The 12,040-nt window shown below is 33.3% G+C and carries 10 protein-coding genes and 1 pseudogene; 4 read left to right on the top strand and 7 right to left on the bottom strand.

Annotated elements, in window-relative coordinates; translation table 11 throughout:
- Positions 1-17 precede the first annotated feature (17 nt).
- Positions 18-1,745, top strand: coding sequence for an ABC transporter substrate-binding protein (locus AAIE21_RS13350; RefSeq protein WP_343267226.1), 1,728 nt, complete (start codon positions 18-20; stop codon positions 1,743-1,745).
- Between the two features lie 136 nt (positions 1,746-1,881).
- Positions 1,882-2,034, top strand: a pseudogene (locus tag AAIE21_RS13355) (IS6 family transposase); the annotation flags it as partial.
- Between the two features lie 718 nt (positions 2,035-2,752).
- Here the strand turns inward: AAIE21_RS13355 and AAIE21_RS13360 are convergent.
- Together AAIE21_RS13360 and AAIE21_RS13365 are read right to left on the bottom strand one after the other, a co-directional pair.
- Positions 2,753-3,445, bottom strand: coding sequence for a M24 family metallopeptidase (locus AAIE21_RS13360; protein ID WP_343267227.1), 693 nt, complete (start codon positions 3,443-3,445; stop codon positions 2,753-2,755).
- A 143-nt stretch (positions 3,446-3,588) separates the two neighbouring features.
- A complete protein-coding gene (locus tag AAIE21_RS13365; RefSeq protein WP_137076175.1) occupies positions 3,589-4,371 on the bottom strand; it encodes an HAD-IIB family hydrolase in 783 nt (260 codons plus the stop codon).
- A gap of 88 nt (positions 4,372-4,459) precedes the next feature.
- Here AAIE21_RS13365 and AAIE21_RS13370 point away from each other — a divergent pair, with 88 nt between their 5' ends.
- Together AAIE21_RS13370 and AAIE21_RS13375 are read left to right on the top strand one after the other, a co-directional pair.
- Positions 4,460-5,158 (top strand): Crp/Fnr family transcriptional regulator, encoded by a 699-nt coding sequence (locus AAIE21_RS13370; RefSeq protein WP_343267228.1) that lies wholly within the window; start codon positions 4,460-4,462, stop codon positions 5,156-5,158.
- A 625-nt stretch (positions 5,159-5,783) separates the two neighbouring features.
- Positions 5,784-6,296, top strand: a complete 513-nt coding sequence (locus tag AAIE21_RS13375; RefSeq protein ID WP_343267229.1) for a histidine phosphatase family protein — start codon at positions 5,784-5,786, stop codon at positions 6,294-6,296.
- A gap of 528 nt (positions 6,297-6,824) precedes the next feature.
- On the opposite strand, the gene AAIE21_RS13380 is transcribed toward AAIE21_RS13375, so the two are convergent.
- The 5 genes from AAIE21_RS13380 to AAIE21_RS13400 form a co-directional block, all read right to left on the bottom strand.
- The gene (locus tag AAIE21_RS13380) at positions 6,825-7,157 is read right to left on the bottom strand and encodes an AzlD domain-containing protein (RefSeq protein WP_085311121.1); all 333 of its coding nucleotides are present in this window, start codon (positions 7,155-7,157) and stop codon (positions 6,825-6,827) included.
- Positions 7,148-7,876: an AzlC family ABC transporter permease gene (locus AAIE21_RS13385; RefSeq protein WP_343267230.1), complete on the bottom strand. Its 729-nt coding sequence runs from the start codon at positions 7,874-7,876 to the stop codon at positions 7,148-7,150. The genes AAIE21_RS13380 and AAIE21_RS13385 overlap by 10 nt, the downstream gene beginning before the upstream one ends.
- Positions 7,877-7,956: 80 nt before the next feature.
- Complete coding sequence (locus AAIE21_RS13390) at positions 7,957-8,766, bottom strand: TrmB family transcriptional regulator (protein WP_343267231.1); 810 nt, start codon at positions 8,764-8,766, stop codon at positions 7,957-7,959.
- Between the two features lie 773 nt (positions 8,767-9,539).
- Positions 9,540-10,103, bottom strand: a complete 564-nt coding sequence (locus tag AAIE21_RS13395) for a GNAT family N-acetyltransferase (RefSeq protein WP_343267232.1) — start codon at positions 10,101-10,103, stop codon at positions 9,540-9,542.
- 743 nt (positions 10,104-10,846) lie between these two features.
- Complete coding sequence (locus AAIE21_RS13400) at positions 10,847-11,968, bottom strand: AI-2E family transporter (protein ID WP_343267233.1); 1,122 nt, start codon at positions 11,966-11,968, stop codon at positions 10,847-10,849.
- Positions 11,969-12,040: the final 72 nt, after the last annotated feature.

Genomic DNA, 12,040 nt, shown 5'->3' on the forward strand with positions numbered 1-12,040 from the left:
ATATGAGGAGTAATTACATGAAAAATCAAACCTATTTTCAAATGAGGGCTTATTTTTATTCAAGAGAAAAAAATCAATACGTTACATTTAAACTTAAAGAACTAGAGAGTTTATGGTTTTGTACACAAAAAAATGTTAAGAGAAAGCTACGGCAATTTGCAAATGAGAAAAAATTGGTTTATATTCCCGGGAAAGGAAGAGGTAATCCATCACAAATTGAATTTCATTGTTCATTCCAACAGGAAATAGAGGCCGAGGTACTAAATTTAATACAATACGATAAACTAGAAGATGTTATCTTTTTACTGCAGCTTCCCATTCCAAAAACCTGGATCACGAATGTCTCTAAAGAAATTCAAACCCTCTTTGGTATACATGTATCAGAACATAAAAGAGACACATTAAGAACTATATATACTAGAAAATTAACTACACTTGACCCATTATATACATCCATTACCTTTGAAACGTTTTTAATTCATCAATTAGGTGATAGTTTAATAACTTATGATAAAGAAAACGACTCTCTTCAACCACATTTAGCTCACACCTGGGAGGGAGAGGCTGAGAATAAGGTTTGGACTTTTCACTTAAGAAAGGGTGTACGATTTCATAACGGTCATGTATTGACAAGTGAAGATGTTAAATATACTTTTGAGCGTTTTCTTACAAGACCAACCTCACCTCATTATTGGTTTGTTGAAGATATAGAAGAAATTGATTGCCTTTCTCCTTTTATTGTTTGTTTCAAGCTTAGGCGTTCTAATCCACTCTTTCCTAGATATATGAGTTCACTTAATCTTGCTATCTTACCAATAAATGAACCATTCGATGAAAATAAGTGGATCGGGACAGGCCCCTTCCGAATGAAAAAGCGGACTGATACAACGCTTGTCTTACAGGCATTTGACGATTACTTTTTAGCTAGACCTTTATTGGATGAAATAGAAATTTATCGTATGTCTCCTGATACAACTAACTCAATGTCATATGAAATAAACAAAATAGAAACAAGTAATACACATCTGCACAAACAAGATATCGAAGTTGGATTCCATTTTTTAGCCTTCAATTTCCATCGAAATACTATAGTTCAAAATGCTTCATTTCGCGAGGCAATATACCATCTTATGGATACAAAAAAATTATGGGATGATTTAGGGCGCTCTAATCTTCAAGAGTCATCAAGTTACTTTTTTTGGAAATCTAAACCGCAGCCGAAGAATCAAGGCTATGTAAAGACACTATTAAAAAAAGCAGGCTATAATGGAGAATTAATTACTGTATACACGCTAAAGAAACAAAACTATATGGAAGATGCGGATTGGTTCAAAAAGGAAGCCGCTAAAGTAGGTGTGCACTTAAATATTAAAACCTTCACACTAGACGAATACTATGACCCATTCCTTGAAGACGCTGATTTATTATTCATGGGGGAAGCAGCTTCAACCGATTACCATTTATCTTTTATCGGTACCTTTTTAAATAAAGCATCTATATTTAATCGCTTTTTTTCTTTAGAACAACTAGACATTTTAAATATTCACTTTGAAAATATCAAGCATTCTGAGACTAGCGCTGATAGAGAATTTTGGATAGCAAAAGCAGAGAGCTATATCCGTGAAAAGAATTTGTTCCTATTTTTATACCATCCTATTAAAAATCGTACATTTCATCCGATGATTAAAGATATTCAATTTGAATCGTTCGGCTATGTAGATTTTAGGAAACTATGGATTAAGTAGTAGTGGTAAGTCCTTTTATAACTCCTAACAATATTACTAAAAATACGGTGCTGGTACAAAAACATAGACTCTCGTAGGTAATCTTCTAAACTTGAACATACTGATAGTAGGACTCTAACAAAGCTGTGTGATCAGTATGGAAAAGGAAAACTTGTTCAAATGAAAGCATTATCAGCCTGAATTAATCTTATTAACAGTGAGATGGTACCTACGGTATAATTTGTGCTTTCGTAATCTGGTGGAAATGATGGAAGAAAGAGGGTTATCAATTGCTTACACAACGATTATTGTTCATTTTAAAAAATGATTTAGACTAAATATCGTTGGTCTAATTAGATTTTTCAATTCTTGTTTTTCTAATTTAATTAAATAAAAATGTAGACTGAATAATTGATATGGAATTAATACAATAACTCCATTTTGAAAAAAGTTTGTTCAAAGTATTACTGCAAATATTGATTTTATAAGTAGAAGTAACAGATATTCACTATACGGGGTCTCGCCCTATCCCCATCAACTTAAGAAGTTATTGCTTCCCTAAAACGAAAAAAATGAGCTAAATTCTCATAAATAACTGTAAAAAGATAAAATTTTCGTTTTGGTGGCACTTCAAAATACTAGCTTGATGGCGATGGGGTAGCGTCAGGAAAATGCGAATTTACAACGCTAAGGAAATACAACATATAAAAAAGCCTAATTTCAAGCTACAATAACGAGAAATTAGGCTTTAATTATTTCATAAAGTATAGGTTACTTATTAAGGGTAGTACCAGCTACAAAGTATATGTTAATGACTGGTAATAATTGAACCGTGGTTCCGAGTAAAGTTCCGTTACTCACTGTTTTAGGAACTTTTCATTTTCTTACTTTACGGCCTATGTCAGCTACGCTGGTATCAGTCCTAAATAAACAGGGAAAGACCCTATGCCTTGTCGTTATGGCCTTTCTTCTTTTTTCAACTATCGATAATGAGATGTTGTGTAAACTTTATGTATACACTATACAATCTATTCAACTGTTAATAGCTGTTCAAAGAAACCGCCTATTTCTAGTTCTCGATCAATAAAATGTATCTCCAGAATCCAATCCCGCGGTTGACCGTTCTTATCAAGTTCATTCATGGAAACATTATTATCAATATGAATATAGTTCTCAACTTCTTCTCCTTGAACTTGTTCATGTGGGAACTCACCAATGAGATGACCAGCATGTGGACCTCCATATTCCCACCCATACTTTTTGGCAAGATCGCAAACAAATGAGAAAAGTTCACTACCTGTGATAGTAGGATTAGACTGAAAGAAGGCTTTTCCTTCTTCCCAAGCCTGTTCAATATCATTACGTAGTTTTAATTTGACTGGATCTTCTCCAAGGACGTATGTCCTACCAAAATCAGCTTCCCAATCTTCAAAAATAGGACCGAAGTCAAGAAAGATAATATCTCCCTCTAGCACCGTTAAATTTGGTGGATTTTCTCTATAAGGATATAATGTGTTCTTTCCAGCTCGTACAATGCGTTTATGCCAATATTTTTTGATTCCGAACATTTGAAAAGCCAATTCATAAATTTCTCGATTGATTTGTTTTTCAGTTACATCACTACGTAGTATCCCTTTTTCTTCAATCGCTCTGAAAAGATCTTCGGCCTTGCATTCAGCTTCTCGTAAAGCTAAGTGTCTCTTATCTAGGGATTGATTCAAAACTACCTCTCACCTTTCATAATAGTATTGTGAAATAACCATACAAAAAATAACACATTTATGTAATTTGAGTAAATTATAGGATTTCAGAACTTCTATAATTTTTACTTTGCGGTCTGTGTCAGCTACGCTAGTTCTCCACCTTATAGGCTTACCAACTTCTTAATTATATTTATATCTCCTAATTCACTAAGTCTTTGCACTAAAATGTTTTCTATATTCTCACTTAAAACTAGTTGTTCAGATGAAAACGGTGCTAATTGTAAGCTCTCACCAATCATAACAGAATACATCGCATGCTGAAACATTGTAATATCATTCGCATCATTACCAAATGCTATATATTCTTTTTCTTCCACACCTAATTGTTGCAATCCACTCCACTTATCTATTCCGTTTGGACTTATGTCTAAGATTCCTTCGTTTCCGTGGGAGTGAACCACAACATTCATATTACTAAGCTGTTCTTCAACTGCTTCCATGTTGTCTGAAGTAAGGACTAAAATTTTTACGATTGACTGCAATTTATCCAATTTAACGTTTTTAGCACGCCCTTCTGGATCAAGATTATTCAAAATCGGGTGTGTAGTTGGCCCTGTATAGGCATAATCCCAATCACCATCTATTAAATAAGAAACATTATAAAATTTAAGTAATTGAACAATATTTGCAAGCGTTTCTTCATCAAAACTAATTGTTGATATGATTTTCCCTTTCATTGCAATCATGGATCCATTTCCACCAATCATTGGGTATTGATGAAAACGTTTATGTAAGACGGGGAGTAAATCACGTATTGGCCTAGCTGAAGCAAAAATGACTTCGTGCCCTTGAGCTACTAGCTTTTCTAATGATACTAGTAGTCTTTCGGAAATAGGCTGACCTTTAAAGCAAATTGTTCCATCTAAATCGAATACAAATTTCATTCTATGCCACTCCTAAAATTTTTTATTGTTCTTATCATATCAGTTTATCTTATAATGAAAAGGACATATGTCCCAAAAGGAGTATTATATGAAATTTATTCATGACTTGAAGCTACTTGAAACAAAATTACGAGAATATCATATTGAAGAAATGTTTAACCGAGAAAAACAACCCCCATTTACACTGCAGCAATATGGACAAGATGAAATTGTTTTACTTGAGGGAAGTGAATTAGAATCATTATTGTTCTTGGTGGAAGGAAAAGTGAAAATAACATCAAGTGTTGAAACTGGAAAATCACTTTTACTACGATTTGTCCAACCTTTTTCTATTATTGGTGACATTGAATTAGTTCGAAACGTTTCCGTCCAATCACAAGTTAAAGCAGTTAATGAATGTTTATTAATTGGACTACATTTTGATTATATAAAACAATATGAAATGAATAATCCGCGGTTTTTACATACACTTTTAGAACATGTAAGCTATAAGCTTCAAACTTGTACAACGGCTTCTCGTGTGAATTTATTAGCATCTGTAGAAAATAAGTTTGCGAGCTATCTTATGTCCACGATATCATCTGACCCCGATAACATCTTTGGAATGGAGCTAAAGACTTCCAATATAAAAGAAATTGCAGATTTACTTGGCACGACATATCGACATCTAAACCGAGTTATTCATTCGCTATCCGAAAAAAAAATTATTGAAAGAGATAAAAACTCCATTCGTATATTGAATTGGAGTTATTTAGAAAGAATATCTAATGGGATCCGATATAAGTAAAAAGAAATAACCCAGATTTCTCGAGGGTTATTCTTAAAATTTGTTAATTATCCACTTTTGATATGATAACACTTGATTGATGTGAGTTTTATGAATTTACCGTCCCAAAAACGACCGTTTATGGGACTTTATTTATTTCTATCCAAATAGAGAAAAATACTATTCAAATTCAGTTTCAAAACCCATTACCAAAAATAAAAGCTCCTAACATATTAGTCATATACAATATGTTAGGAGCTTGATATTTTAAGTGTTTTTTGGATTTAGGTCTTGATAACGTACGTTAAGAAAGTTCCATAAAGTGTCCCGCCAGCATTTCGGAAAAAAACACGCTAAGAGCATGCCAGATTTTATACAGTTTTTTGGCTAATCCAGTAACAAACGAGAACCTTAAAACCGCGTCAGGATAGGAATGTATAAAAAAATGCATAGATCGATAGAACAAAAAAAGGAGGTTACCTTGTGAGAGTAGGGTTCCTCCTTGTCCTTGCTACCGATAATAAGTGAGTATGTTAACCTCACATGTATAAGGTATACATCGTACATAATTGAGATATTTAAAGGATTCCAACCTAGTTTATCTAATTTAGAAAAGAAAGAACAAATATCTAAAGAGGTGAAATGGATGCAAATTCTACTAATTCGTCATGGAGAATCTAAAGATGATTTTTTAAAAGAGGGTTATAAAGGGTCTACTGATTTACAGTTAACTAAAAGGGGATTAGAACAAGTTGAAAAAATGTCTAGTTATATATCAAAGGAATTCCCTCCAGAATTTATTTGGTCGAGTACTCTATTGAGAGCAACTCAATCTACTGAAATTTTGAGTAATGCTGTTAAATGCCCTGTAGAATATCTAATTGATTTACGTGAAATGCAAAAAGAGGAGAGTAAACTAGACTTTAGATTACGTGCTGAAAACATCCTTACAGCTGTTAGAGAAAGGAGTAAACATTACAAACGAGTTGCGATTATTTCCCATGGAGGCGTAATTACAAAAATTATAGATAGCTTCCTTCAATTACCGAAAGAACATGATGTATGGTTCCATACTGACAACACAGGTATACATCTACTTGAATACAAGTCTAGTATCCGTATTATTAGGTTTAGTAACAATACCACTCATTTAAACTAGGACAAAATTCAACTTCCGCAATCGCATGTTAACTAAATTAGCTTAAGATTAAATCATTAGAGGAAAAAGTATGAAAAATAAAATACCTCTAATAACATTCATTTTAGCTGCTTTATTTGTAGCTGGAGGTTTTGCATTCTTCTACTGGATCAAAACATTCCCATTCAACTAAAGAAACCTAACACCGATAACACTAATTATGTAAATGAGCTGTCCATATGGACGGCTTATTGTATTTTTTGCTTAGCGTGTTTTTTTCCAAAATGCTGTTGATACCCCATGCCCATCAAGTTAAAGAAAGTAAATACCCCAAAACGAGAAAATTTGCTTTTCCAAGCCAAAATGCATAATTTTTGTTTTGGGGACTTTATAAGATTCTTAATATGAGAAACATCATTTCAATTCAAGTATACTACAGTATAAATTCAACATCGATTTCAATCCTTATCTTCTACCCTGCTGTTCTATAATTATTCTTTCTTGCAATGGCTACTGCATTTAAACGTGGCACTTGACCAAATAAAGTAATTAGTTTTGAAACAAAAAACGCAAAATTATAATGGAAATAATACCTCCCAGTACGGTTCCCAGTAAACTACGTGTTTTTATCGCAATAAAGAAAGTCGGTATGGCTGCAAAAAATTCAATGTTATTTGTAAGGGGCGCAATCTTTCCATCATGTATAAATATCTCTTGACCAATCAAAGCAGCTATAACAGAAATAGGGACATAATTTAACCATCGCATTCCCCATTCTGGTAATTCGAAACGACTTAGTACCATAAGAGGAACGACCCTTGGAATGAACGTTACAATAGCTGACCCTAGAATAATCAAAAAAACTTCCCATCTTACTTCCATTTTTCCACCACCATTCCTATTGTTGAAGCAATAATTGTAGCAACAATAACACCCATACTGCTGGACAACATGAAAGAGCTTCCCACAGCAATGACAACTGCTATAATTGCGACAACTATATCAAGTTTGATTTTACTTCGCCCTAACATTGTTAATATAAGAATTCCTATAAACATAGCTGGCAAGGCAAATTCTAGACCGAACTTTTCAGGATTTGAAATCCATTGTGCCAAAAATGCACCTGCTAAATTAGCTATAAGCCAATTTAAATAAGCTGTTATGTTGAGACCATGCATCCATTTTTCACTGATTTGTTTTTTTTTCGCAGCCTCGCTAATAGCGACACCGAATGTCTCATCGGTGAGTAGAGAACCTACTAACATGTTCCTAAGTGGAGAAAGATGCCGAAAATAAGGTGCTAGTGCTGCACTAAGTAAAATATGACGAAGATTAACAAAGAAAATAGTAATAATAATGGCAGTAAGAGAACTACTTGCTGCTATCATTCCTGCCGCAATAAACTGAGCTGAGCCAGCATAGAGAATTAAAGATATCAGAGTTATCTCAGTTATGCTAAGCCCCGCAGTCTTTTGGATTACACCAGCCGCTATTCCGATACTTAAATAACCCAGTAACGTAGGGACACAATCTTTTACTCCTTTGATAAAGCTTTCTTCATCTCTCTGAGACGAATTCACTTGGACGTTCGACAGACTCATTTCATTCCCTCCTTATTAAGGATAAATAGAAGCTAACACACTAACTACTACGAAAAAATTGAAAGAAAATACGGTTCAATTTATTTGAACCGTTTTCCAGTAACAACATGAAACAGGTTAGGGTCGTTTCTCCAGAGAGCTTCTGTTTTCTCTGGACCAACTTCTTTAACTAATTCTGAAAACATAATGTCATGTCTGATGTATTCCGTCGCGATTAATACAAGTGCTGGATCTTCTGTTTTTATCGCCCATGCAGGTGTATTGTGAGAAAAATTTGCGATTAATACTTCTTCATTGTCTCGTGCAACAATCGTTAATCGACCATTCATACGCTCCTCCGCTACTTCTGGAGCCATATAATTATGATGAGTGGTTACACCAAGCTGAATCTCAGGTGCTCCAAAAAGAATAGAAAAAACATGGATTTCTTCATTTATACGCCTATCTATAGCATTTTTTATACAAGAGACTTGTGGTTCCCAAATCGACAACCATATTTCTTCTTCTGCTTTATCTATTATGTCAATCATTTCAGCCACAACACGCTCATCACTGCTGATGCGGCGAATAACATCTACTTCTTGTTCACTTTCTAAAGCAGATAAATTCTTTTCAAGATAATCCATAGAATTTTCGAAGTTATTACGCAATCGACGGATTAACTCTTTTGCTGGCAAAGGTGCATAGGTTACAGGATCAGAAGGTACTGTATAAACCGCACCTTTATCTATTAACTTTGCCAACACTTCGTAAATCGTTGAACGAGGTACACCTGACCTTTTACTGATTTCATATCCCGTTATGGGGTAATTTTTTAAAAGTCCTATATACGCTTTACATTCATATTGCGAAAAGCCCCATTTCTGAAGTTCTTTGTAAAGTTCTTCCATGATAACTCCTTTAGTAGTTAGTGTGGTACTTACTATAAAACAAAACAAATTATATGTCAAAGCTATTTTTTGAGTATAGATTTTCAATTATACTCAAAACGATCCTTAACAATTCGACTCTTTTACGAAACGATTTTAACATTAAAATATTAAACTCCTAAAGAAAAAGCTAATAGGAGTAATATTTCAGAGTTAGGTAATGTAAGGAACTAAAATGTACAAAATTCTTGCAAGGAATTTTGTACGTTTATACGGACTAATTAAATTTTCATTTTAAGGGGGATTTTGTTCTGTTAGGCGATTGAACAAAATGTTTCTTTTTTTAAAAGTGAAATTTATATGCTATATCATGAAGGAATATAATTAAACTGACAACTGCATTTATTTAGGTAGGCCACATAAAATGTTCAATCTTTTTTATAAAAACTTAAGGAATCCAAAATTAAAACCCACACATTTTGATCAAACTTTTTCAAATTGTGTGGGTTTCTTCTATTTATAAAATCAATCTTTGTAGCGATACTTTGATTAAACTTTAATTCAAACCAACAACAGGGAAAATCATTTCTCCTGTGTTTTTATTCCTTAACGATATGTAAAAATATTCCTTAACGTACAATTTTCTTTTTTGGACCGTGTGACCCCTTAAAAGTTATGAAACCGTTCGTTATAAAAAATCAAAAAAGCCGCCTTCCAAATTTGGAAACCGACCTTAAGATATGTTGTACAACTATCGCATGCTTTAGTTGTACAAGGAATTTTAAAATTTTAATCTAATTTACCTTTGCATAGATGCAGGTATCAGTTAGTTTTTTACCGTCAGCTGAAAGATCTTCATTACGTAATATCCCTTCAAGCTCAAAACCTAGTTTTTCAGGGATCGTACGACTTTTAGTGTTATTAGATTCACATCGTATTTCAATCCTTCTAAATTTGAGTAACTGAAATCCAAGGTTTGTTAACTCACTTACTGCTTCTGTCATATATCCATTGCCACTAAATTGCGTGTTAATCCAGTATCCAATTTCACATTTAGAAATCTTCCAATTAATTCCGTGAAGGCTAGCAGTTCCAATAAAATCAATAGTACCCTTATGATAGATAAGATAGCGAAAGCTTTCTCTTTTCAAAAAATCTATATGGGCATTTCTCAGGATAATTTCCGTTTCTTCAACAGTAGGAATTGACTGGTATAAAAACAACCATTGCTTTAACTCACTAATTGAATCCTTAATAGCTTGGGTTACGACATTCCCGTCACCAGCTTGAAGTGGTGCTCGAAGAATTAGTCTGTCTGTTTCTATTTGTAACGGAACATCTAATAAAATAGGATTCATATAATTTCTCCTCTCGAAAACTTTAAATTATGACATAATGAAACTTATATAATTAAAAAAATTTCACCTCAAAGAAATAATTCTTGAGGACGAGAGTTGCAATTTCGTGGTACCACCTCAGTTTGTTGATATGTCACCATATCAACCTCTTCGGGTACGTTACTATAATAAATAAATTAAAAAATACCCTATCTCACTAACAGGAGATCCCGTCACAGCATCACTATAAGTTATTATAGAACCGTACGAAGCTCCTAGTCTTTCTTCATTAAGAACTTGATATACAGCAATACAGTAAAGCTTATCTCCCATAAAGGGACCTCTCAAAAATTAGTAAACAATAAATATATATTCAATTAATCACTTAGAAATCCCTTTTCACATATTGAAAACTAAACTGCCAGTTGGTACAAAAAAATGGCTACCGAAGCAGCCTTAGGTTGTTCAACTAATGCATGCGTTAGTTGAATAAGGAATTATTATTTTTCATCTATTGGCTTCCAATTTTTATCTTTTGCATAATGGGGTAGCGTCACATCGCCATCAAGTTAAGAAAAGCAAATACCCCAAAACGAAAAAATGAGCTTTTTTGTTACAAGTTAGTACAAAATTTCGTTCTGGGGGTACTATAAAATTTTAGCTTGATGGGCATGGGATGCTACCCCTACTATGAAAAAAATCAATTATGAATTAAAAAATAAAAAAGAGTTAAAACAGACACATTCTGTTTTAACCCTTCTTTTTTATGTGTTTAATTTAATAAATCTATATCCGTGTGTAACTAGTACCTTTAATATCGCATATCCAGGAATCGCCAAGATGATTCCCATAATTCCAAAGAGATTCCCCGCTGTTAAAATAATAAAGATAATCGTAATTGGATGAATATCTAATTTTTTCCCCATTACTTGTGGGGAAATAAACTTTCCTTCTGCCAATTGCACAATCATCATCACAATAATAACTTTTAAAATCATTGCTGGTGAATCAATAAAGGCAATAATTAAAGCAGGTGTAATCGCAATAATTGGTCCTACATACGGCACTACGTTTACAATCATCGCTAACACAGCAAGTAACACCGCATATTTAATCCCAATGATTAAATAACCGATTAATAACATAATACCGATAAACAAACTAACAATAATTTGCCCTCTAATATATGAGCTAATAGCGTAATGCATATCATCTAATATAAGCTTAGCTGAAGGCCTTCTTTGTTCTGAAATAATCCTTAAAAAGTACTTCGGTAATTGCTCCCCATCTTTTAAAAGATAGAATAATATAAAAGGCACCATTACAAATGTAAGCACGACTTCTGTAAGTGTACTTAAGAACCCAGTTACATTCCCTGTCACTGATGATAGCGAATTTGTAAAATTCATTGTAGAATCTTTTACAATACTACCTACATCAATACTTAAGCTTTCTTGAATCTTTCCAATTATATTACTTTCTCCAAACCTACGCGCTGCCTTCTCAATTTCATGACCGAAATATGGCAAGTTATCGATTAATGCATTGATTTGATCTTTAATAATCGGAATAACCGTTACAACAAGAAAAACAAACAACCCAATTACAAGTATGTATATCGATGCAATTGAAATGATCCTCGAAACACCCTTTCTTTCTAAAAGCGAAACAAGTGGATGCAAAATATAAAATAGCACACCAGCTAACAACACTGGAAAAAAGATTGTTTTTAAAAAGACAATGAACGGTGTAAATACAAATGAAATTTTTGTTAGTAATAATATATTCACAAACAGTAAGGCAAATCCAAGTAGCACTGCTAAATAATTTTGTTCTTTAAAAAACTTTTTCAGTTTATCTCTTTTTCGTAAACTTACTTTCTCCAAATATACCACCTCTCTAAGTATGAAAAGCCCTTGAAAAGGGCTTTATGAAACAATCAGTAATATATTTCTATT

Source organism: Paenibacillus sp. 102 (assembly GCF_039549175.1).
GTDB lineage: Bacteria > Bacillota > Bacilli > Bacillales > Bacillaceae_G > Bacillus_A.

Excerpts from the sequence above, each read along its gene's own strand:
- AAIE21_RS13350 (WP_343267226.1), top strand. The coding sequence starts at position 18 with ATGAAAAATCAAACCTATTTTCAAATGAGGGCTTATTTTTATTCAAGA.
- AAIE21_RS13365 (WP_137076175.1), bottom strand. The coding sequence starts at position 4,371 with ATGAAATTTGTATTCGATTTAGATGGAACAATTTGCTTTAAAGGTCAG.
- AAIE21_RS13370 (WP_343267228.1), top strand. The coding sequence starts at position 4,460 with ATGAAATTTATTCATGACTTGAAGCTACTTGAAACAAAATTACGAGAA.
- AAIE21_RS13375 (WP_343267229.1), top strand. The coding sequence starts at position 5,784 with ATGCAAATTCTACTAATTCGTCATGGAGAATCTAAAGATGATTTTTTA.
- AAIE21_RS13380 (WP_085311121.1), bottom strand. The coding sequence starts at position 7,157 with ATGGAAGTAAGATGGGAAGTTTTTTTGATTATTCTAGGGTCAGCTATT.
- AAIE21_RS13385 (WP_343267230.1), bottom strand. The coding sequence starts at position 7,876 with ATGAGTCTGTCGAACGTCCAAGTGAATTCGTCTCAGAGAGATGAAGAA.
- AAIE21_RS13390 (WP_343267231.1), bottom strand. The coding sequence starts at position 8,766 with ATGGAAGAACTTTACAAAGAACTTCAGAAATGGGGCTTTTCGCAATAT.
- AAIE21_RS13395 (WP_343267232.1), bottom strand. The coding sequence starts at position 10,103 with ATGAATCCTATTTTATTAGATGTTCCGTTACAAATAGAAACAGACAGA.